We start from the raw sequence: 23,209 nt of genomic DNA on the forward strand, positions 1-23,209 counted from the left end.
TATCTAACTTTTTGGTATTGTAAGAATAGTCAACAGAAAGAAAGAAGAAAGAACGAACGAACGAAATTTCTCCCCTACTCCCCCCACTCCCCCCACTCCCCCTACTCCCCCCACTCCCCCCACTCCCCCTACCCCCCCTACTCCCCCTACCCCCCTACTCCCCCTACTCCCTCTACCCCCTACCTCTTCTACGTCCGGCCACGTAGGAAAACATAAATCTGATTGAGATAACTTTCCCATACTTGGGTAGTAAGTTGCAGGGTTTCTGCATTAGGAACAAAGTCTTCTACCCGTAACCCACGGGTGCTGATTGCTTGAGGATTTTGGAGTAAATAGGAAGGGATATTCGCAGTCAGACTATTGAAGGCTATAGTTGGAGAATTTATCTCTACCATTGGTGGGATGATATTTTGCTGAATATCTGAGATTGTGAAATTAGGATTTGCTGAACCAAAGGCGACTAGGGCGGATGGGGGAGTTTGGTGATTTATGTTCGTCCCCTCAACTGTAGCAACTGGTGATCTAACGAGGAAGTAAGCGATCGCTGGTGTGCTGGACAAAAGCAAAACCGTCAACGCCCATCCTAATAAAAAACCGCCCGGTTTATCAATGCCACCGCCTTTGATTTTTTGAGCAGCTAAAAACAACATTAAAACCGAAGCACCCAAGGGCTTGAGCGGGAAGGAGATAAATCGCCACAATGAAGCCAATGCTGGTTCATTGGGATTGAGAAATGCTAAAGCTAAAACAACAATGACTAACCCTAAAACAAATCTGCCGACAAAAGTTACTGATGGATAGAATCTTTGAAACAAAGAAAAGGCTACAACACCAATTAAGAGCCATAGCAAAACCCGGCTTAACAACTGAAACATAAATTAACTCTCTAATTTTTTAGCGCAGTAAGCCTAAAGACCGCAGGAAGTGGATTAATTTTATCGTCAAGCTGACTTAAAAATACCTCAAACTCACACCCAAAGATTACCGCCGTAGTGATTTTAATGCAATTTTTTGACACCGAGTGTATTATTTGCGATTTTCCCCAAGAGAAATTTTTAGATTATTTGGCTATAAACGAATTTATACACTTTTAAACCCACCTAGATCCCCGACTTCTCCAAGAAGTCGGGGATCTGAACTTTTCTGCACATTTACTTGGTTGAGAATCTCTGTCTATTGACATACAAGCATAATCAACCCTTTGATGGACGGTCTTAATCATAAAAATAACTAATGTATACATATTAGAACTAACAGAGCAGAAAAACTAATAACCCAATTGTACCAGGTTCTAATGTTGAGAATAATTGGTATTTGATGACATCAACTGATGGTGAAACTGGAACAGGAGCAAAATTATCAACCTGTTCCACATCCGTAAAAAGTGGAGATGGAAATAGTATGCCTCTTTTGAAAATTAAAGAATTTGATCCGAATTATCGAGAAAGTTTTGAAGGCAAAGATATCAAAGGTATGGGTGTCTATGCAACCGCAGATGAAAAAATTGGCACAGTCAGCGATATTTTAGTAGATGACCAAGGACATTTTCGCTATTTTGTTGTTGATTTAGGTTTGTGGATTTTTGGGAAAAAAGTTTTATTGCCAGTTGGTCGTTCGCGCATTGATCATACCTCTGAACGGATTTATACAGTGGGAATGACCAAACAACAAGCGGAGAATTTACCCGAATTTAACGAACACAAAGAAATTGATTATAACTATGAAGAACAAGTCAGAGGAGTGTATCGTTCCGAAGCATTCTTAGAAAGTTCCGGTTCTGTAGATACAGCCAGTTCTCGACCTGCGGGAGCTACTATGGTAGCCCCTCCCATAGCCCCACCGAGAAAGTCCGGTAACGGCAGTGCTGCCTATGACTATAAAGCAGATCCGGCTCTATATGCTTTGAATGATCAGGATCATCAAACTTTCAAACTATATCAAGAACGATTAATTGCCAACAAAGTCCGCGCCAAAACGGGAGAAGTGATTGTTGGGAAACATACAGAAACAGAAAAAGCGCGGGTTTCAGTTCCCATAGATAAAGAAAGAATTGTCATTGAACGAGTCACTCCTACAACTGCGGGAGAAACGGTGGCTTTAGGTAGCGACAGCTTTGGGACGACAGAAGTGAGTCGAATAGAACTTTATGAAGAAACTGCGGATATTCATAAAGAAGCTTTCTTACGAGAAGAAGTCAGAGTTGATAAAGTTGTAGATCACGAAACTATTGAAGCGGAAGAAACTCTGCGCCGAGAAGAATTGGATGTTAATACCCAAGAACATCCGAATGTGGAAAGAAGATAAAACCCAGATTTCGCAGTAGTAAATTTTCCATTAGGAGTGGATTATGAGTATGAAAAATAGAGCTAAGGCAACTGCCAAAAACATTGAAGGTAAGGTTCAAGAAGCAGTAGGTGATTTAACCGGAGATCCAAAAACTCAAGCAGAAGGCAAGGCAAAACAAGCAGAAGCCAAAGTTCGCCACGGAGTTGAAGATGTGAAGGATCAAGCCAAAGAAATTATTGAGTAGATTAACCAGGCAGGGGCGGGGGAAATAAGGCTTTTTTTGATCTTACAAACTAATTCTTAATTACCTTGTTACCTGCCACTTATTCCCTTTTTAAGAGGATAAAAAAATGACCTTGATTAATAATAAACGAGCAGTAGGAGTATTTTCTAGTCACGAAGAAGTAGAAGATGCTCTAAATGAACTGCGAGATAACGGATTTGACATGAATCGGGTATCTGTGATTGCTAAACATGATGAAGATCTAAATCAGCGATACCAAATTGGTGAAACACGAGTTCAAGAACCAACAGAAACCCGTGAAATCGGCCATGAAACCACTCATGAAACCACTCGTGTAGAGGAAGGTGCGAAAACTGGAGTCGAGGCAGGAGGAGCGGTTGGGGGGTTGACAGGGTTACTAATTGGGTTAGGAACTCTAGCAATTCCGGGGATTGGTCCAATTATGTTAGCCGGAGCAGCAGCTACAGCGATCGCTACTACTATAGCCGGTGGAGCTATCGGAGCGGCAGTTGGTGGGTTAATTGGTAGTTTAGTAGGTTTAGGAATCCCTGAACATCGGGCGCAAGTGTATCACGATTATGTAGTTGACGGAGATTATTTAGTAATTGTAGATGGCACAGAAGCGGAAATCCTGAGAGCAGAAACCATTTTCAAACACAAGGGAATGCGTGAATGGGAAGTTTACAATAGTCCAACCATTAGCCGTTCTGCTAATCCTGTTGTCTCGCGTGTGTAAAAGGGATTGGAAATATGAGAAAAATTACGCTTTTAGTCCTCAGTAGCATTTTACTTCTGGGAACGGTTGCTTGTGACAATAAAGCCAAAACTAGCAGCAGTGCGCCAGATACTACCGAGAAAACGGGTGAAGTTCCCACAGACAAAACAATTTTAGCCAATCAAAAAGACGCAACTAGCCAAGTTCGTCGAGATCAACTCAACGCAGATATTCGCGCCCGTGAGCAACGCAATAACGTCACTGGAGGGAATGCAACCCGCGCTAATAGTGATCTTGCCAGTGAGGTTCGTTCTAAGTTGGAGGCGAATATCCCCTCTAGTCAATTAACTGTGGCTGCTAAAGATGGGGCAGTTGTCGTGGTTGGAAATGTCCAGACTCAAGAACAACTAAATAAAATTAATTCTCTTGCCAAAGAAATCAAAGGTGTCAGAAGCGTCAAAGTTGTAGTCAAAATTGTTCCAGCCGTACCCAGTCCAAAACTATAACCGATAGTATTTATTAATTAACAACCTATAAATAAGGAGAATTTCATGAATCTATTTTCACAAGTTCGCAAGTTTTTTCTCATCATTAGTTTAGTTTTCTGTCTGGGAATTTTCACAGCTTTTACTGCTGAGGTTAGTCTCGCCCAGACTCAAATTGCCACAACCATGAATCGAGTCGAAGCCACAACTAAAAATATTGAAGGTAAAGTTCAAGAAACTTTAGGTAATGTGACAGGAAACAAAAAAGATCAATTCATGGGCAAAGCCAAGCAAGCTGAAAGTAAAGTTCGTAGTGCAGTTGAAGATATAAAAGATGCAAAATGGCAACCAAAATCAAGGGCAGTCACCAAAAATATTGAAGCTAAAACTGAAAAAGCCATAGATAATAGTATTGTCAACCCTAAGTATCTACCTGGTGGAAAAACTAATGATATAAAAAGTGAATCTCGTAACCCAGCAAATAAAATGAAAGAAGAGCTTCGCAACACTTTTAAGTAATCCTGAATTAAAACTTGTAGGTTGGGTTGACGCAAGGAAACCCAACATTTTTAGGATTTATTTGCTGGAAATTAAGAGGATGTTTCAAAAGTATCAGAATTAATCGAAATCCCCCCAACCCCCCTTACAAAGGGGGGCTAAATTCCTCAAAGTCCCCCTTGAAAAGGGGGATTTAGGGGGATCTGCGGGTGTCAGATCCCACACGAAAAAGGTTATGTTAATCCTATTGATGAAGCAATTCGTAATCATCAATCTTTTGATATTTCTGCATATAAAAAGCTGGATGAAATTCCCTATGATTTTAACCGCAAACGTTTAAGTATTTTGTTAAGTCAAGATAATCATCTTTTGGTAATTACAAAAGGAGCAATTGCTAACATTCTCGATATCTGCACTACGGTAGAAATGGCAGAAAATAAAGTAATTGATATTGAACCAATCCGGCAGCAAATCCAGCAAAAATATGAAGATTTAGGTAGTCAAGGTTTTCGCACTTTGGGCGTTGCCTATCGAAATATAAATACTAATCATATCACGCTTAAAGATGAAATTAATTTTACTTTTTTGGGCTATTTGGCTTTATATGATCCGCCAAAATCCGATATCAAAAATACAATTATTGATCTAGCAAATTTGGGTGTTACTTTGAAAATGATCACCGGTGATAGTCACGCCGTTGCTGCTAGTATTAGTCAGCAGGCTACTAGTGCCAATTTTGGGAATATGTTCAGCATGGCAGGTGTGTCTCTCATGTTGCCTTTTTTGCCTCTATTACCTAAGCAAATCTTACTCACTAACCTGCTTACCGATTTTCCTGAAATGACCATTGCAGCGGACAGAGTAGACCCGGAACTAGTTAGCAAACCCCGGAGATGGGACATTCACTTTATTAGTAAGTTTATGTTGGTGTTTGGGTTATTGAGTTCTGTATTCGACTATTTTACTTTTGGGGCGTTGCTGTTATTATTACACGCTGACTCAGCACAATTTAGGACGGGTTGGTTTATGGAATCGGTCATTTCTGCATCTATGATTGTGTTGGTAATTCGTACCCGTCAATCTATTTTTCACAGTAAACCCAGTCCATACCTGTTTGGTGCGACAATAGCGATCGCTATAATTACATTAATTATTCCCTATACTCCCCTAGCCTCTGTCCTGGGATTTCAAGCCTTACCTTTGAGTTTTGTCCTCATTTTAATGGCAATAGTCGCCCTCTACGTCACGGCTGCGGAAATTGTTAAGGGTATTTTTTACAGTCGGATCAAGTTTTAAAAAGATACAGCAGATTAATGAGATACACTATCTAAATTCGGCGTTGGTGAATGAAAGTGTGACTTTATCAGGCTTCGCCCCGCTTCGCTAACACGCAGAGGCGCAGAGGCGCAGAGAGTAAGAGTTTGAGAAATGGAATTTTTGATTTTCATGTCTTAACGCCCTAAATTCAAAGCCAGACAGTAGGGGTAGCGCCTCCGTGCCTACCCCGGTATTTGGGGCAACTACGGGGGGGTTTGCCCCTACAAAATTGATTGGTTTAGGGATTTTTACTTAATTTTGCACAGGTACTCACTCGTGAGTCCTGAATTATTGCAAAGTGCGCCCTGCTGGAATCGAACCAGCCTGAAGACGAATTATGAGTTCGTTGCCTCCCCAATCGGCCAAAGGCGCTTATTTACTTGGATTTTAACCTTGTAATTTCAGCTTAGTCATTTATTTTATGACTTTACTTTAACCACAGTACACTATCATATCATAATTTGGCAACCTATAAACAATCATCAAGAACAATTCCCGATTTTTCTCCCTCGTAGGAGTATAGAGCGTAAGTTTTGCTAAAATCGGAAATGCCAAATTCAAAAATCCCCATTAGCATATATAGTAACTAAATCTAAATTTCTATTTTCTAATGAAAATAAATACTACTGTACTACTAACTTTAATTTTGTTAACTCTGATGTTGGGTGCCGGTTCTGCAAGTGGTTTTTTGGGCTTTACCCTGGGGAGTATGGCACTTAAAGGTGTCACTACACCAGATGGTCGTCCTGTGAATAAACTTAACAGCAACAAGGCTAATAACCCCCAGGAGGAAAGTGTAGCTTTCTTAAAAGAAGAAGATATTCTCGAAACCGTGAAATCACGAATTAACGACAAAAAAAAGGGTAATAAACCAGACAAATCAGAAGAAGAAGAGATTAAAGTTACCAAGCCGCAGCCAAAGGAAACACCCGTCGTCGAAGAGACTCCTCAACCAGGATTTCCTGTAACGGCTGAAAGTGAAGGTGTTACCATGTCTGTAAAATCTATTCGCTATTCCGGTGGTGATTTACTACTAAAAGTGAATATGCAGAATAAAGGTGGCGAGTCTGTGCGGTTTCTCTATAGCTTTTTAGATATTACTGATGATAAAGGCAGAACTTTGAGTGCAATTACCGAAGGTTTACCCGCAGAACTGCCCGCAAAAGGTGCAGAATTTAAAGGTACAATCAGCATTCCTACCGCTTTACTTGATGATGTCAAGCAGATATCTTTATCTTTAACTGATTATCCGGCTCAAAAACTCAAGTTACAATTGTCTGATATTCCTGTAGAGAAAGATAATTAAGATTCGATTTGGGATTTTCTGCTCCAGTTGTCAAATTCTACACTATCTTAGACAGTGAGTGCTTTTTCTACTTTAAGTTGGACAGATACAGGACTGCGATTGTGTAGCGTGCTAGTGCTAATTGCTATCAATGCCTTTTTTGTGACGGCGGAGTTTTCAATGGTGACGGTGCGACGAACTCGGATTCAACAGTTGGTACAAGCCGGTGATATTCGAGCGATCGCAGTGGAAACATTACAACGTAGTATTGATAGACTACTATCTACAGCCCAATTAGGTATTACCCTTTCTAGTTTGGCACTGGGTTGGATTGGCGAAAGTACAATTGCTGTATTGGTAGAAAAATGGCTCGATTCTTGGCCGTTAAGTTTCAGAATTAATTACTTACTCGCTCATTCTTTATCAGTCCCCATTGCCTTTTTTGCTATTGCTTACTTACAAATTGTTTTAGGAGAATTGTGTCCAAAATCAGTGGCTATGTTATACTCAGAACACCTAGCTAGATTTTTAGGACCATCTGTTAAATCTATAGTCCGGTTTTTCAGTCCTTTTATTTGGGTTCTTAATCAATCCACCCATTGGCTATTACGATTGTTTGGGATTGAATACACGGGTCAAAGTTGGCGACCGCCTGTGACACCGGAAGAGTTACAATTAATTATCTCTACAGAACGAGAATCTACGGGTTTAGAAAATGCTGAACGAGAACTTTTAAATAATGTCTTTGAATTTGGGGATATTACTGCTGAAGACATTATGATTCCTCGTACTAGCATTATTGGTATCCCCATAACTGCGAGTTTTCAAACCTTACTTCAGGAAATAGCCACCACTGGACACTCTCGCTATCCTATTATTGGCGAATCTTTAGACGACATTCGCGGTATAGTTTACTTTCAAGATCTAGCACAACCTTTGGCGTTAGGAAAAATCACACCAGAAACACAAATCCAGCCTTGGATGCGTCCACCTCGATTTGTACCAGAACAAACGCTTTTAAGTGAACTTTTGCCAATGATGCAGCAAGAGAAACCCGCTATGGTGATGGTGGTGAATGAATTTGGGGGAACTGTGGGACTGGTAACTATTCAAGATATTATTGCAGAAATTATTGGTCATGCTGGCGGACTTGACAGTACCAATGATTTACTGATTCAAATGGTAGACAAACAGACATTTTTGGTACAAGCGCAAATTAATTTAGAAGAAGTTAATCAAATCTTACATCTCAATTTACCTTTAATTAGAGAATATCAAACTTTGGGCGGATTTTTGCTTTATCAATGCCAAAAAATCCCCAACAAAGGTGAGATATTTCATTATGACAATCTTGAATTTACTGTTATCTCTGTCATTGGTCCGCGTCTTCACCAAATCCAAATTAGAATTTTAGCTTAACCGAAAGATATTATTGGATATTGGTTATAATGTAGTATTAAGAATTATAAATATTCTTTGCTAATTAAAAACTACAGAGATGTTTATAATTGATACATTTTTCCGAATTCAGAATGCTTGCGCCAACAGAAAACACAAGAGAAAAATATTCTTCATTTTGACTCGGTGACTCCTGACTGGGCGCAGGCCCTGCGCCCCTACCTCCTAAATTCTTACATACATTTTAACGGTAGCACTCCCTATGAATAATGATAAAGCAGTGATGAATTGGCAAGAACTCACCGCATCTAATGTAGTGGTGAATACAAACTCCAATTTCTTGGCAGAAATTGTTCAAGAAACTTTTGCTTTAACCCGTCGTCTATTTATTCAACTCCAACGTCGTCCCTCTAGCCTGATAGCTGGGATTATTCAGCCTGTTATGTGGTTAGTTCTGTTTGGGGCTTTATTCCAAAATGCTCCCAAAGGTTTGTTTGGTAGTACGACAAATTACGGACAATTTTTAGCAGCAGGTGTAATAGTATTTACTGCTTTTGCTGGGGCGTTAAATGCCGGCTTACCTGTGATGTTTGATAGAGAATTTGGCTTTTTAAATCGCTTGCTGGTTGCACCTCTAGCTTCCCGCTTTTCAATTGTTTTTGCTTCTGCTATTTTTATTATTAGCCAAAGTTTACTCCAAGCAGCGGTAATTGTGGCAGCAGCGGCATTTTTAGGGGCTGGTTTACCTGATATTACAGGATTATGTGCGATCGCTCTCATTGTCTTTCTCCTAGCTTTAGGTGTCACCGCTATTTCTTTAGGTTTAGCCTTTGCATTACCCGGACACATTGAACTTATCGCCGTAATTTTTGTGACTAACCTTCCATTATTATTTGCCAGCACAGCCTTAGCACCTTTATCCTTTATGCCCGGTTGGTTGCAGGTTATCGCCACACTCAATCCTCTCAGCTATGCAATTGAACCCATTCGCTATTTGTATTTACACAGCAGTTGGGGATTAAATGATATCGTTATGCACGCCTTTTGGGGTGATGTTACCTTTGGGGTAGCGTTGTTAGTATTACTCGGTTTTGCAATAGTGGCTTTATTGAGTATTCAACCTCAACTACGTCGCAGTCTTGCTTAAAAATATATAAGGGGCAATTTCATGAAAAGTCCATTTTTACCAGTTCGCAAAATTATTGTTGCCACTATCGCCGGCATGAGTTTCGCTTCTCTATTAGGAGTATCACCCACTTTAGCTGATCCTAATCAACCTTTTGGGACTTTGGAAAGCGATCGCAATAGCAATACTTTATCTGGTAACGGCTCAGATTTCAACCCCCTCAGTCTCATGCACACATTGCAAATGAGCAATACCCAATGGAATGCGGAACAACAAAATCAACAGTTAGATCCAGCCATAGCCGCATTTAAGGCAGAACAACAGAAACTACTTCAACCTCAACTACAACAAAATCCAGGCACTTCTGCCATTATCCCTGGACAAAATCTCTTTCCTTTACAGATTTTACCATCATCAGGTAAATTACCCGTTAAATAGGAAATACTGGGCGCAGACCCTGCGCCCCTACGGAGTTAATGATTAAAGTCCCAGTTTTGCTAAAACATCACTAGCTTGGGTAGTAGTGTTAACAGCAGTATCAACATCAATGATTTTGCCATCACCATCAATGATGTAGGTAACACGCTTGGCGTAACCACCACCATCAACATCATAAGCTGTAATGATGCTTTTGTTGGTATCAACTAATAAAGGGAAATTCAGATTATATTTGGAAGTAAATGCTTGGTGGGCTACTTCATCATCAGCACTCACACCTAAGACGACGATACCTTTACTTGTATAGTCTGACTGAGCATCGCGGAAACTGCAAGCTTGTTTTGTGCAACCTGGCGTGTCATCTTTGGGATAAAAGTAGAGAACCACTGTTTTACCAGCAAAATCAGACAATGAAACTGGATTGCCGTTAGTGTCTGTAGTGGTAAATGCAGGTGCGTCTGTACCAACTGCTAGAGGCATAATTCACCTTATCCTGTTTAAAAAATATTCATGCAATCAAGATTTTACATTGACACTCTCCGGTCTAAAGACGCGGAGATTCTATAGAGAGTTTCAGTCTATATCCCTCAGTTATCCCAGGTTCAGGCATTGCCTTAAATATTTGGGTTCTTGCCCTGATTTCGTTTGCCCTGGCGGGCGAAATCATATCTGACAAGCGTAACTTTCCGAGAGTCCCTCGGTAGCTTTTTATGTCTTTAGTGACAATATAGTTGTATCACGAATATGGATTAAAATCAATGCAGGATTTATCCTGCCTCTAGCCTTCATCCCTTGTCTAAAGCCCAAATGTGGCTTCCTGAGTCACCCACATTTTCAAGGGTTTTCGGCGTTCTTCCTTATAATTTACAATATTTAAATAACTTGCTTACCGAATATTCTGCCAAAGAGGTATTTATTTTCAAAGCATTGACAAAAAGCCCAACTTAGAGTAATAAAAATGCCTACTGTGGATTCCTCAAACCTTAAACCTTTAGTTTATACTAGCAAAGCCCTAGAAAGAGCCGAGCGATCGCTAATCTGTTCGCCCTTCAACCTCAATTTGTTTATAGCCATGACTAGCCAAAGTATCCAACTCGGTGCTATAGCAATGGAGAAAGGAACTCAGCAAAATTACACCAAGCAACCCTTATCAGAATTGACCTGTGAAAACGCTTTAGCCTGGTTAATTGATGTAGGAGTATTGCGGCGAGAAGTTGATGGACAGGGCATTACAGACAGTTTTCGCCTAACTCCCTTGGGTCATCAATTGATTGTCAAGTTAAAAGATCAGAAATTTCGTAATCCTTCCCTGAGCGATCGCTACAATGATTTTATGACTCGTTGGTTACGTTTACCCTTTTGAAATACACCTCGTTCCTAGTCTCCGGCTAGGAATGCCAATGTTGAGGCTCTGCCTCATGTGTCTCTCATGTTAATAGTCACAAAACCGCCCTGACCCTTCCTCCTCTAAGAAAGAAACATAGAAAAAAATAACAATTTATTTACAGATGCACTACTGAATCTCAACATACTAAAATATAGTTAAAAATGAAATCAATCATGGTAGTGGGAACAACATCCCACGCAGGGAAATCACTCATAACCACAGCTATTTGTCGGATTCTTTCCCGGCGCGGGTTGCGAGTATCTCCCTTTAAAGGTCAAAATATGGCTTTAAACGCCTATGTTACCGCCAGTGGTGGCGAAATAGGCTATGCTCAAGCAGTGCAAGCTTGGGCAGCGGGAATAGCCCCCCTAGTAGAAATGAACCCAATTTTACTAAAACCTCAAGGGGATATGACATCCCAAATTATCCTCAAAGGTAAAGCCATAGGTAAAGTCAGCGCCACAGATTATTACGAACAATATTTTGAGATTGGTTGGCAAACCATCAAAGAATGTCTACAATACCTATCTACAGAGTTTGATGCCCTCGTTTGTGAAGGTGCTGGTAGTCCCGCCGAAATTAATCTCAAACACAAAGACCTCACGAATATGCGGGTGGCAAAACACTTGAATGCACCCACACTTTTAGTAGTTGATATTGATAGAGGCGGAGCATTTGCTCATGTTATTGGCACATTAGAACTATTAGATCCAGACGAACGCGCCTTAATTAAAGGAGTTGTCATTAACAAATTTCGAGGACAGCGCTCAATTCTCGAACCCGGAATTAAATGGTTAGAAGAACGCACAGGGATACCTGTTGTCGGCGTGATTCCCTATTTAGAACAGGTTTTCCCAGCGGAAGACTCCCTAGATTTACTAGAACGCAAACCCGCAAAAGCTAATTCTGAACTAAATATTGCGGTGATTCGTTTACCCAGAATTGCCAATTTCACAGATTTTGACCCCTTGGAATCAGAACCATCAGTCACAGTCAAATATTTACATCCTAAGCAAAGTTTAGGACATCCAGATGCAGTAATTATCCCAGGAACAAAAACCACCATTGCCGATTTAATTACCTTGCAAAAAAGCGGTATGGCGGAAGCAATTCAAAACTATGCAGCTTCTGGTGGCACGGTTTTAGGCATTTGTGGCGGGTTTCAAATGTTGGGACAATCTATAGCTGATCCAGAAGGCATGGAAGGGCAAGTTGGTAAATATCCAGGGTTAAGTTTATTACCCATGAAAACAGTAATTACTGGACAAAAAACTGCCCGTCAGCGTCAAGTTACCTCCAATTATCCCCAAGCGGGTTTACCTGTGACTGGGTTTGAAATTCACCAAGGGCGCTCGCGCATAGAAAACCCAGCAGATCAAAAATCCTGTCAGCCTCTATTTGATGATGCTAATTTAGGGTTAGTAGATAGTTGTCAATCAGTTTGGGGAACTTATCTACATGGAATTTTCGATAATGGTCCTTGGCGACGGGCTTGGGTAAATCGTCTCCGGCAACAACGGGGTTTGAAATCTTTACCCACAGGTGTAGCTAACTACAAAGAACAGCGGGAGCAAATGTTAGATTCTTTAGCTACTCAAATTGAAGAGCATTTAGACTTAACACCGTTTATATAGATTAAGATGTTTTTCATTTCATCGAATTTGAGTTAAATCAATAAAAAGTTAAATTACCCCCCTTCTATTTTTATAAATGGGGGGTAATTTTTGATTCGTACTTAATTAAGTTTGGCAACGGGGGATTTAAAACCCTAAACTTTGTTAAAGTCTCAGTTACATATATGTCACATACGTGACTCTAAGGATGTGTCATAAAAAGATTATTTATAACTGAAAGATCACGGTTGTGTTTATAAATAACACATCCTAGCATTATATACATATTTAACCTGTTTGGATAAGAATTTGTAAAGGTTTAGCATTGCTCAACAGTGTCAAATACCTTCAAGCCAGGGAATTAATTCCCTGTCTAATAGCTCAAGTCGGTTGAAACCGACTATTTTGGCAGTATTTATTCTATAAATAGGATAATTTTTGATTTTGATTTAATCACAGTGCGTTTCAACGCACTTTAGCTATTAGACCGGAACTTCAGTTCCGGGCGGGTGTGAAAGCTAACTAGACTTCAGCCAGGGAATAAATTCCCTGTTTAAAAGCTAAACTCGGTTAAAACCGACTACTTTGGCATAAATAGGATAATTTTTGATTTTGAGTTAACTAGAGTGCGTTTTAACGCACTTTAGCTTTGAGACCGGAACTTCAGTTCCGGGCGGGAATGTTGCAGCCAAACAAATAAGCTATCCCTAAGTTGACACGAAAAAAAGAGATTTATGGTATTGACAAACAATTTTAGAAATGTTATCATGCAGTAGACGAGGAAGAACTATCTTGCAATTATCCAATTATAAAACTACAAGATCCCCGACTTCTTCAAGAAGTCGGGGATTTGATTCCAAATTAAACCTTACAGCATGGGAACAAACTGAGACTTATCAGGGACTTCCGCGTACTCAGCCACAATTTGCCGAAGTTCGTCACCATTAATGGTTTCTTTCTCAATCAACAAATCAACCAAACGGTCGGCGAGACTACGATGATCACGCATGATCTTCTTAGCGTTGGTATAGCATTCTTCCACAATCATTCTGACTTGACCATCAATGCGACAAGCGATCGCTTCAGAATACTCAGAACGGGTTGTCCAGTCACGACCGAGGAACACTTCACCCTGTTGGCTTTCCAAAGATAAAGGACCTAAATCAGACATCCCAAATCGAGTTACCATTTGTCGTGCCATTCCTGACAACTGCTGTAGATCTCCACCCGCACCGGTGGTGACTTCCGCTGATCCAAAAACTACCTCTTCAGCAGCCCGACCACCCAAAGCCCCGGTAATTCTGGCTTTTAGCTGAGAACGGCTAATTAGACCTTGTTCCTCATTAGGTGTAAACCAAGTTAAACCCTGAGCTTGTCCTCTGGGAATCAGAGTCACTTTTTGCACGGGGTCATGGTCTTTGAGTAAAGTTCCGACCAAAGCATGGCCGATTTCATGGTAAGCAATCAGACGCTTACTCTTGCTGTCTATCAAGGGAGTACCTTCCATACCAGCAACTACCCGATCAACAGCATCATCAATTTCTAGTAAAGTGATGCCTTCTTTGCGTCTTCTCGCTGTGAGAATCGCCGCTTCGTTGAGGAGGTTAGCTAAATCTGCACCGGTAAATCCAGGAGTCCGCCGAGCGATCGCGTCTAAAGATACGCTAGAGTCTAACTTCTTATTTCTAGCATGAACTTGTAGTACTTCCAAACGACCTTTCATGTCTGGTGCATCTACAGTTACTTGTCTATCAAAACGACCAGGACGCAACAAAGCAGCATCTAGGACATCAGGACGGTTAGTAGCAGCAATAATAATAATGCCAGTATTGCCTTCAAACCCATCCATTTCTGTTAATAATTGGTTGAGGGTTTGTTCCCGTTCATCATTCCCACCACCAATACCCGCACCCCGTTGACGACCCACAGCGTCAATTTCATCAATAAAGATGATACAGGGAGCATTATCTTTGGCTTTTTTAAACAAGTCACGGACACGGGAAGCACCCACACCCACAAACATTTCCACAAATTCCGAACCGGAGATAGAGAAGAAAGGTACACCAGCTTCACCAGCGATCGCTTTTGCCAGTAAAGTTTTACCAGTTCCTGGAGGTCCAACCAATAGTACACCCTTGGGAATGCGAGCGCCCACAGCAGTAAATTTCTCAGGTTGTTTGAGGAAAGTAACAACTTCTTGTAATTCTTCCTTCGCTTCTTCAATTCCCGCTACATCGTCAAACTTCACCCCTGTTTTCGCTTCCATTTGGAAACGAGCGCGGGATTTACCGAAATTCATCGCTTGTCCAGGACCACCGGGAAGATTATTAGAGCGCCGGAACAAAAAGAACAAGCCAGTAATCAATAAAACTGGGAAAACTAAATTACCCAAAAGTCCCCAGATTGCCCCATCATTTCGCATCGGATGAGCATCAAAACTAACTTGCTTCTCCCGCAGCTTTTGGATTAATTCCGGGGCATTCACTGGCAAATCTACCCGCCAGCGTTGGGTGCGGTTTTCGATGTCTTGGTCATTAGCTTCAATAATTGCTGTTCTACCACCATCGTATAGGTCTACATTGGTGACACGATCTGCATCCAAATATTCCAAAAAGCGCCCATAGGTCATGCGGGTACTGGCAGCGTTTTTACCTGTCTCCGCAGGAGCGCCTGCAAAAGCGCCTTGCCAGAAGAAAAAGCCGATTACCAAAGCCAACACTGACCAGAGTGCTACGACTCTCCAAGAGAATTTCATCTTTAATTTGCCTCTAGATACTAATATGACTGCTTTTGTAACGGATGTTCATAAATCCATTTTGTAATTTGAGCCATAAAACGTCGGTTTGCTTATGGCCGATTCATGAAGTTTGTCTAGAATCTTAATTAAATTTAACCTAATTCTCATACTAATACCAATTAAAAATTAAAAATTAAAAGTTAAATATTCCCAAAATCTGACACAGTAAGGATTTGGGGCTAATTTATATTTTGCTATCCCTAATACTAATTTTATGCTGGACTGCAAAGGACTACCAAATTCATTTATATTATTCATGCTTTAAAGCTCAATACAATGCAAAGGTTACGGAGAATAAACCACGAAGAAACGAAGAAGCGAAGGTAAGAGTTTTAGAGAGATTTTTCCTGATGGGCGATAGTGTAGCATATTAATTCTGTGTATTTTTGGAGGGATTGTCCGAAAAATTATTGGTGTTACCGTAGTTTACACAGAAAACATCTGTTCCAGGCACTTTCTTATAAAAATATGGCGATACATTTTGTGCATGAAGTTTTATGGGATAAGGGATTCAGAATTAACACCCTAGTGATAGTGTCATCGCTGATCTTGTAACTAAGTAGGTTGGCGTTAAAAATTCTCGTTATGACAAGGGAACAGGGAAGAGGTTTTGGGCAACTTTACTTTTCGTTACATATTTCGGTTTTTTTCCATTCACCTACTTAATCATCGTTTAAAATATAGTAGACTTCTTGTGGAAATTGCTATGAAAGCAGAGTTAACAGCCATCATTGAGAGAGCAACGGAAGGAGGATACTGGGCAATTTGTCCAGAAATTTCTGGTGCTAATGGTCAAGGTGAAACCATTGAGGAAGCGAAAGAAAACTTGAAACTTGCTATTCAATTGATTATTGAAGATCCTATGGCAGATATCCGCAGGGGAATCACAGAAGATGCGATAGAAGAGACTATATTTAATTCCATGAAACGTAAAGAATTAGAAAAAAAGTTAAGATAAGCAGGTTGTTACCTAAAACGAGAAGGTGGTTCTCATTCTTTATGGATTAATCCTCAAACAGGTGTCATTGAGGCTTTACCAAGACATATAGAAATTAAGGAATTTTTAGCCCAGAAAATTCTTAAAAACTTAAATGCCAAATAAGTAGGTGAACACAATAAAACCAATCTGTGTGAAGAAAAGTAAAATCGCCCAAAACCTCTTCACTCTGTTCAACCTTCTTCCATGATTGGATTAGGTTGGTTAGCTTATGTACGGATTGATTACACCTTGATTTTTTGGATCAACAACAATTTTTACCAAATGCCATCAGAAAGTTTAAGGGGAAGAATTTCGGTTCTATCTGCCATAATTAATTTTTCCGGTTAATTTTTGTGTAACGGGTTTTCTTGTCACAAGGTGGACTGAGCATAACACGCAAGACATAAACGCATGATATCATGGCTGTGCGCCCCCTCAAATCCCATAGGCGATCGCTCATAATTAGTATAACTCCCCACTCAAAACAAACTCAACTGCTTTCCCACACCACCTTGAGGCTCAACAACCGAAAGTAACTCATCTCGTTCTAGCCCCCTCATCGCTTGCGGGGAGGGGGGTTGGGGGTGGGATTCTTGTTCCAGGTTTGATGACAATTTGCTTTAATCCCACTCGTTGCGTATCCTTGCGGGAGCAAATCCCATATTTAAGCATAATACTGGGATACAGACTGGAAACATCAATTTTGGCAATGTGTTTGTGTAAACCTGGTACTGAAATTACCAATTTTTAACGCCAACCTACTTAGACATCTCCGAAAAATATTGTAGAGCCGAGAATCCCTAGCCATGTAACATCTCTACAAGGGTTTCAAGTCACGGACATTTAATTCTCACAAGATGTCTAATGATTTACTTACCTTCCGTAATTTTCAATGTATAAGGTAGGGATTCATCTTCCTTGTAAGAACCAATCCAAATTTGATAAGTACCCGGTAGCCATTCCCCAACAATACCGGGGTTTTTACCGTTAAAGTCATCATTGCACCAAGTTCCACCAGGTCCTTTAATAATCATGGTGGTGTCCGCCGGACTTGCGACTACTAATTTCAGATAGTCAAATTTACTGGTAAGTTTCAAGGTATGGTCTGGTACTTCATCCATAAATCCTTGACAAGGGCCAGTTGGTGGTGTTTCTGCTTTTCCTGCTATTTTGCTTCCTTGTACTGAACCACCACTCATTCCCCTTACTGTCAAGGGGTCTGGAGAAAATGGATGTTGAATAGTCACATCTCCAAAAATCGGCGCGGCTGTTTGAGCATGAGCCACTGGAATAAATCCGGCTGTAACCCAGAGTACAACTATGATTCCTGTAGGAAAAGCTGTTTTTGACATTGCAATTATAGAAGAGTGCTAAATACCTTTGAAGACATGAATTTACGGTCTCAAGTTCCTTTAGATAAAAGACTTGAGTACCGCCGGGAGAATTTAAAATTCCAGAAAATTCTGACCCAATACCCGGAAATTAATTATTGCTAATTGCTTGATTTAAGCGGGATTTATCTAAACCAATCTGATTAAATAGTAACCAAGACTGAATTAAATCTGGTCCATGTACATCCCCAGTTAATGCGGCTCTGAGCGATCGCATCACTAAGCCTTTTTTCACCTTTTCTGATTTCACAACCTGCTTAATAATATCCTGGGCGACATCAGCAGTTAACTCTGGTTGACTTTCTAAAGCTGCAATAATTACTTGTAGCACAGTCTTCACCCCTGCTTGCTGTAATTGTTGACTGCCTTCCTCAGTCAATTCTACCCCCTCAGTAAAAAATACCTTGGTCATGTCCACAGCATCCACCAACCGAGTCAAACTAGCAGCAATTAACCCCACTAGCTGCTCTAACCAAGTCCGTTCTCTCCCACCATTAAATTGAAACCCAGCTTTTGACCAGAAGGGAATAACTAAATCTGTCAGCTTATCAACTGGCATATTATGGAGATATTGGCTATTTAACCAATCCAACTTATCCCAGTCAAATTTAGCACCAGCTTTATTTACCCGCTCAAAGCCAAAATCCTTAGCTGCTGATTCTAAATCGAATATTTCTTGAGTAGAATCCGCTGGCGACCAGCCCAGCAAAGTCATATAATTAACTAAACCTTCCGCAGTAAAGCCCATTTCCTGAAAGTCACAAATGGAAGTTACTCCATCCCGCTTCGATAATTTGCGCCCTTCTTGATTCAAAATCAAAGGTGTATGAGCAAATTCGGGAATCTTCGCCCCCAAAGCTTCATACAACAAAATCTGTTTAGCAGTATTGGCGATATGGTCTTCACCACGAATGACATGAGTAATCTGCATATCAATGTCATCCACAACCACCACAAAATTATATAGTGGTTGACCTGTACCATCACTAGCAGCGCGAGCAATCACCATATCACCACCCAAATCGCTACCCCGCCAACTCATTTTCCCCCGGACTAAATCATTCCAGACAATTTCTCGGCTATCATCTATTTGGAAACGAATCACGGAAGAACGCCCTTGAGCTTCAAACTCAGCCCGTTGTTCTGGGGTGAGGTGACGGTGACGGTTATCATAGCGGGGTGCTTCCCCTCTGGCTTTTTGCCCTTCTCTCAAAGCATCTAATTCCTCAGATGTGGTGTAGCAGCGGTAAGCTAATCCTTGGTCTAGTAATTTTTGCACCGCTTCCTTGTAAAGATGTAGGCGTTGAGATTGAAAAAATGGACCTTCATCCCAATTCAATCCTAGCCAGCGTAGTCCATCCAGAATATTATCTGTGTATTCTGGACGCGATCGCTCTAAATCAGTATCTTCGATTCTTAAAATAAACTTGCCATCATGGTGACGAGCAAACAAATAATTAAATACAGCCGTTCTCGCTGTACCAATATGTAGATTTCCGGTAGGACTCGGAGCTATGCGAACTCTGACAGTCACAGTTAATTCTCTCTTTTACAAATCATGATTACACATACTGAAATTAGAGCCTATGGGTTTCCCTTATCAACTCTTTATCTCATATTCAGTATTTTAGAGACTTCCAAGAAATAAATTATCCTAAGAAACGAACCACAGAGGCACAGAGTACACAGAGAGAGAATTTCTGCATCAGTTTTGGGACATTTTTTTATTTGGAAGTCTCTTAGAACGGGACTGACGGGGCTCGAACCCGCAACTTCCGCCGTGACAGGGCGGTGCTCTAACCAATTGAACTACAGTCCCTTGCGTTTTGCTTAACTTGCACTCTCACTATTATGCCCAGTCTTTTTATATTTGTCAAGTAGTTTGAGAAAAGATTTTTTTTAGAGGCAATTAGAGAATTCCACAAAAAGAAATGCCCAATGTCATTCTGTTCACGCAGCGTGTCAGAGGCATTACAAAACGAAGTGTAGTGAAGAATCTCTTGAGATGCTTCGTTTCCCTATGGCTAACGCCACGCTCCGCGAACGCTACACTCAGCATGGCAAAACAGGATCATTTATTTTGTGGCTTACTCTAAGGGACTTCCAATTAAAAAAATATCCAAAAATTTCTTGTGGTGCGGGCATCTTGCCCGCTAATCATCAAGGACGGGCAGGATGCCCATCCCACAAAATTGGGTAATTTATTTTTTGGTGTTCCCTAAGAGACTTCCCATTAAAAAAATATCCCAAAATTTCTTGTGGTGGGGGCTGAAAAGCCCGCTAATAATACAAGGTTCAAAGGCTCTCCCCGTTGCGGGGAGAGGTTTACCAGAGGGGTTTCATATTTGGTTAAACTATGAACCGTTTTCAGTATATTTATACGTAATGGGACAGAATTAATTACACAATTGATTTTTCTGTTCCCAGTTAAGAGTTAAGAGTTCCCTCTCTCAACGAGTGAATTTAATTTTGTCCGACTACTTACAGTGCCTAAATCCTACAAGTTCATGATTTTAACTGCTTTAGTATCTCTAATTTTATATATTCATATTGCTGCTTTAACAAGCTTTTGCTAGTTCCGAATTCCGTAGAAGCTTTCATGCTCTGACTTTGTTGCACCCAATTCTTCAGATTTTGTGTTTGTAAGGGAGAAATACTAATACTGAACATATTAGTACAGCAATGTGAAGGTTCTAAGGTAAAGAAAAGTAAGGAATAGGACTCATTTTCCGCCAATGACCACACCAATTTGAGATTTTGGGAATTTTGCATATCTAAGTAACATGGTAGCCACTTAGGGGTAAGGTCATGGTCGTAAAGTAGTGTTATCCATAACAACATCGGATGGGGATGTGTAATAAAAATAAATCGAGTGTAGCGTGTAGTATAGGCATAATTTTGAATTTCTAATTCTGGTAACATTATCCATAAAGAAGCTGTAGATACTTTTTTTTCACTAATGAGTTGAGGAAAAACAATTTTTTGAGTTGGCTTATTTTGAGGCCAAATAAATTGTTGATCAAGTATGATTTTGGTTTGAGATAATTCAGAATTTCCCAAACCTGAATTTAAAGATGCTTGCTCCAAGGATTGTTCTATTTTATCCAGACCCTGGAGAATTTCCGTCATATTTTGGGGACGTTGACCTGGCTTTTTAGCTAAACAACTAATAATTAAATCATCGAGTTGCTGTGGAACTTGGAGACTGGGTTTTATATCTGATATATGTTTTGGTGATTCAAATAAATGTACTTGATACCAAGCCCCAAATCCTTCCGCTGCTGGTTGCCAAGGTTTTTGCCCTGTCAACATTTCAAACATGACTACACCTAAACTATAAATATCAGAACGACTATCTATATCTCCACCGTCTAATTGTTCAGGAGAACAGTATGCTAAAGTTCCATAACATTTTTCATTGGTGATCATTGATTCTGTACTATTAAGAAATTTGGCGATGCCAAAATCCAATATTTTAACTAATTTACCTAAGATGGGATCTGGAGTAACAATAATATTAGCTGGTTTAATATCTCTATGAACTAATGGCTGAATTTTTCCATCAATATTGACACCTTGATGAGCGCACTTTAAGCCTAAACAAATTTGCCGAGTTAGATTGAGAAACATGGGGATAGACAGAGGAATTAATTCCTTCAAACTTTGTCCAGATAAATATTCCATGACATAATATGGGTTGCCATTAGTAGTTACACCATAATCATAAGCATGAACAATATGCACACTTTTTTGGCTTAAAGCCGCACTGAGAAGAGCTTCACGGTTAAAGCTTTCCTGTCTTTGAGTATCAATAACAGTTTGAGATAAAAACTTAATGGCTACTGGTGTTCCTCCCAGCAGCATATCTTCTGCTAGAAATACCTCACCCATGCCACCTCTTTCAATTAATGTTTTAATTTGATAACGGTTGGCTACCAACTCCTGATTTTGTGGAGGCAGGTATGGACTATTATTCACGTTAATAACCTCTACAGTCACTGAGAAGCGCACACTCACCCGTTCGCGCAAGCGTGCCGCAAGGCATAGGGGAGTGTGTGGAGTATGTCACAAGTTAGGTATTCTAAAGCGGCGTAATAATTTGGTTAGTGGAGATTCAATTTTCAGCTTAAAGGCTAAAATTTGAGTTTGTTGTAGTCCATTAAAATTATTATCGCTGATTAAAATTAGTGATGGTTGCCCGTCGGGGAGTTTTGCACCTAAGGTTAATCCCTCAATATTATCTAATGATACATCTAAAGTTCGTAAATCTAAGAGGAGTTTTTTTGCTGCTGGCTGGATTTTATCAGGGTCAATTTCGGTAATGCTCTCTAAGCTATGGATGTCTGTGGCCTTATTTAGGGAAACCTGAAACAGAAAAACTGTAAATCCCAAACCTGTAAAACTTCTTTCTATACTGAGAAAGTTTCCTGCATTATCGATCGCTACTAAATCAGGTAAGCCACTGGCAAATTTACCTGTAGGATTAAACAAGGGTGTCACTGGTTGTGTTTGGTAGAGAAATTCCTGTTCTGGCTGTTTGGTTAAGAGGTTATATTGCAAAATGCGGCAAGATGTACCAACACCTGATTGGGCTGCTGTACCATCTTGAATTAAGGCGTTTTCAGTGGCTGTAAATAGAAGTTTTTGATTCGGTGTAATGGTGAGACTTTCAAAGGCTAAGTTGTTGCGAATGCCTTTTTGCTTTTGAGAATCTGGCAAAAATTTATCCAGTATGGGTAAGGTATTAATTATTTTTCCAGAAGCTAGTGCAAACTCTTTAATAAAGGGATTGATGAGTCTGTCTACATCACCTTCTGAGGAAACAAATATGGTATCTTTATTAGTGAGGGCAACTCCTTCTGTATCAGTAGTATTGAGGAGGAATGGTTGATTATTATTATCTAATAAGTTCGTTACACCTACGGGAACAACTCCATTATTATTTAGTTTACCTTTACTCAGATCAATTGTTAAAGTATAAAAACGAGGTGGTGCTTCTTGCCCTCTGTCATCAGATATTGCGTAGTACAAGTTATTTTTGGCATCATAAGTAATTCCCGATAAACCGCCAACTTCGGTTTTTTGGAAAGTTAAACCTGTGGGTAAGGTAGCTTGACCAATAAATTCTATGCTGTTGATGATGAAAGAAGCGGAAGCGAAATTATTAACCAGAAAACTAATCAGAATTAGTGAAGTTGCCAAGATAAGAATCAGGAATGGTTTCCGAAATTTTGGAAGATGCAACATAGA

At 40.2% G+C, this 23,209-nt stretch carries 20 protein-coding genes, 2 tRNA genes and 1 pseudogene; 14 read left to right on the forward strand and 9 right to left on the reverse strand.

Features of this window, described 5'->3' with window-relative positions; translation table 11 throughout:
* Positions 1-188 precede the first annotated feature (188 nt).
* Positions 189-875 (reverse strand): hypothetical protein, encoded by a 687-nt coding sequence (locus HEQ36_RS02825; protein ID WP_168637192.1) that lies wholly within the window; start codon positions 873-875, stop codon positions 189-191.
* 526 nt (positions 876-1,401) lie between these two features.
* Between HEQ36_RS02825 and HEQ36_RS02830 the strand changes: the two genes are divergently transcribed.
* The 6 genes and pseudogenes from HEQ36_RS02830 to HEQ36_RS02855 all read left to right on the forward strand — a co-directional run bounded on the left by HEQ36_RS02830 (position 1,402) and on the right by HEQ36_RS02855 (position 5,524).
* Positions 1,402-2,304, forward strand: a complete 903-nt coding sequence (locus tag HEQ36_RS02830) for a DUF2382 domain-containing protein (RefSeq protein ID WP_053541200.1) — start codon at positions 1,402-1,404, stop codon at positions 2,302-2,304.
* Positions 2,305-2,347: 43 nt separating this feature from the next.
* Positions 2,348-2,530 (forward strand): CsbD family protein, encoded by a 183-nt coding sequence (locus HEQ36_RS02835; protein ID WP_053538306.1) that lies wholly within the window; start codon positions 2,348-2,350, stop codon positions 2,528-2,530.
* Between the two features lie 106 nt (positions 2,531-2,636).
* A complete protein-coding gene (locus HEQ36_RS02840; protein ID WP_168637193.1) occupies positions 2,637-3,266 on the forward strand; it encodes a signal transduction histidine kinase (STHK), LytS in 630 nt (209 codons plus the stop codon).
* A gap of 14 nt (positions 3,267-3,280) precedes the next feature.
* The gene (locus HEQ36_RS02845; protein ID WP_053538304.1) at positions 3,281-3,751 is read left to right on the forward strand and encodes a BON domain-containing protein; all 471 of its coding nucleotides are present in this window, start codon (positions 3,281-3,283) and stop codon (positions 3,749-3,751) included.
* Between the two features lie 165 nt (positions 3,752-3,916).
* Positions 3,917-4,066 (forward strand): annotated as a pseudogene (locus HEQ36_RS02850) (CsbD family protein); the annotation flags it as partial.
* Positions 4,067-4,528: 462 nt separating this feature from the next.
* Positions 4,529-5,524: a cation transporting ATPase C-terminal domain-containing protein gene (locus HEQ36_RS02855; RefSeq protein WP_257720905.1), complete on the forward strand. Its 996-nt coding sequence runs from the start codon at positions 4,529-4,531 to the stop codon at positions 5,522-5,524.
* A 320-nt stretch (positions 5,525-5,844) separates the two neighbouring features.
* On the opposite strand, the gene HEQ36_RS02860 is transcribed toward HEQ36_RS02855, so the two are convergent.
* Positions 5,845-5,917: transfer RNA gene (locus HEQ36_RS02860), tRNA-Ile, on the reverse strand.
* A gap of 238 nt (positions 5,918-6,155) precedes the next feature.
* Here HEQ36_RS02860 and HEQ36_RS02865 point away from each other — a divergent pair.
* The 4 genes from HEQ36_RS02865 to HEQ36_RS02880 all read left to right on the forward strand — a co-directional run bounded on the left by HEQ36_RS02865 (position 6,156) and on the right by HEQ36_RS02880 (position 9,792).
* Positions 6,156-6,851, forward strand: coding sequence for a hypothetical protein (locus HEQ36_RS02865; protein WP_168637194.1), 696 nt, complete (start codon positions 6,156-6,158; stop codon positions 6,849-6,851).
* Positions 6,852-6,905: 54 nt separating this feature from the next.
* The gene (locus HEQ36_RS02870) at positions 6,906-8,249 is read left to right on the forward strand and encodes a hemolysin family protein (protein ID WP_168637195.1); all 1,344 of its coding nucleotides are present in this window, start codon (positions 6,906-6,908) and stop codon (positions 8,247-8,249) included.
* Between the two features lie 241 nt (positions 8,250-8,490).
* Positions 8,491-9,375: an ABC transporter permease gene (locus HEQ36_RS02875; RefSeq protein WP_053538299.1), complete on the forward strand. Its 885-nt coding sequence runs from the start codon at positions 8,491-8,493 to the stop codon at positions 9,373-9,375.
* A gap of 21 nt (positions 9,376-9,396) precedes the next feature.
* Positions 9,397-9,792: a hypothetical protein gene (locus HEQ36_RS02880; RefSeq protein ID WP_053538298.1), complete on the forward strand. Its 396-nt coding sequence runs from the start codon at positions 9,397-9,399 to the stop codon at positions 9,790-9,792.
* 42 nt (positions 9,793-9,834) lie between these two features.
* Here the strand turns inward: HEQ36_RS02880 and HEQ36_RS02885 are convergent, their stop codons facing one another.
* Complete coding sequence (locus tag HEQ36_RS02885; protein WP_027401901.1) at positions 9,835-10,272, reverse strand: peroxiredoxin; 438 nt, start codon at positions 10,270-10,272, stop codon at positions 9,835-9,837.
* A gap of 478 nt (positions 10,273-10,750) precedes the next feature.
* On the opposite strand from HEQ36_RS02885, the gene HEQ36_RS02890 reads away from it, so the two are divergent.
* Complete coding sequence (locus HEQ36_RS02890; RefSeq protein ID WP_168637196.1) at positions 10,751-11,155, forward strand: Npun_F0494 family protein; 405 nt, start codon at positions 10,751-10,753, stop codon at positions 11,153-11,155.
* A 185-nt stretch (positions 11,156-11,340) separates the two neighbouring features.
* The gene (gene cobQ / locus HEQ36_RS02895; protein WP_053538296.1) at positions 11,341-12,813 is read left to right on the forward strand and encodes a cobyric acid synthase CobQ; all 1,473 of its coding nucleotides are present in this window, start codon (positions 11,341-11,343) and stop codon (positions 12,811-12,813) included.
* A gap of 847 nt (positions 12,814-13,660) precedes the next feature.
* Here cobQ and ftsH2 read toward each other — a convergent pair.
* Complete coding sequence (gene ftsH2, locus HEQ36_RS02900) at positions 13,661-15,547, reverse strand: ATP-dependent zinc metalloprotease FtsH2 (protein WP_027401898.1); 1,887 nt, start codon at positions 15,545-15,547, stop codon at positions 13,661-13,663.
* 748 nt (positions 15,548-16,295) lie between these two features.
* Here ftsH2 and HEQ36_RS02905 point away from each other — a divergent pair.
* Together HEQ36_RS02905 and HEQ36_RS25955 are read left to right on the forward strand one after the other, a co-directional pair.
* Entirely contained in the window at positions 16,296-16,547 is a 252-nt protein-coding gene (locus tag HEQ36_RS02905) for a type II toxin-antitoxin system HicB family antitoxin (RefSeq protein WP_053541199.1), read from the forward strand.
* A 45-nt stretch (positions 16,548-16,592) separates the two neighbouring features.
* Positions 16,593-16,691, forward strand: coding sequence for a hypothetical protein (locus HEQ36_RS25955; protein WP_325064641.1), 99 nt, complete (start codon positions 16,593-16,595; stop codon positions 16,689-16,691).
* Between the two features lie 746 nt (positions 16,692-17,437).
* Here the strand turns inward: HEQ36_RS25955 and HEQ36_RS02910 are convergent.
* From HEQ36_RS02910 to HEQ36_RS02930, 5 genes are all read right to left on the reverse strand, one after another.
* Entirely contained in the window at positions 17,438-17,920 is a 483-nt protein-coding gene (locus tag HEQ36_RS02910; RefSeq protein ID WP_205748649.1) for a hypothetical protein, read from the reverse strand.
* 130 nt (positions 17,921-18,050) lie between these two features.
* Positions 18,051-19,493: a glutamate--tRNA ligase gene (gene gltX, locus HEQ36_RS02915; protein ID WP_168637197.1), complete on the reverse strand. Its 1,443-nt coding sequence runs from the start codon at positions 19,491-19,493 to the stop codon at positions 18,051-18,053.
* Between the two features lie 211 nt (positions 19,494-19,704).
* Positions 19,705-19,778 (reverse strand) — tRNA-Asp (locus HEQ36_RS02920).
* Between the two features lie 686 nt (positions 19,779-20,464).
* A complete protein-coding gene (locus HEQ36_RS02925; RefSeq protein ID WP_168465122.1) occupies positions 20,465-21,937 on the reverse strand; it encodes a serine/threonine-protein kinase in 1,473 nt (490 codons plus the stop codon).
* An 87-nt stretch (positions 21,938-22,024) separates the two neighbouring features.
* Positions 22,025-23,206 carry an esterase-like activity of phytase family protein gene (locus HEQ36_RS02930; protein ID WP_168637198.1) on the reverse strand — a complete coding sequence of 394 codons (1,182 nt, stop codon included), beginning with the start codon at positions 23,204-23,206 and terminating at the stop codon, positions 22,025-22,027.
* Positions 23,207-23,209: the final 3 nt, after the last annotated feature.

This window comes from Anabaena sp. 54, from assembly GCF_017355725.1.
GTDB lineage: Bacteria > Cyanobacteriota > Cyanobacteriia > Cyanobacteriales > Nostocaceae > Dolichospermum > Dolichospermum heterosporum.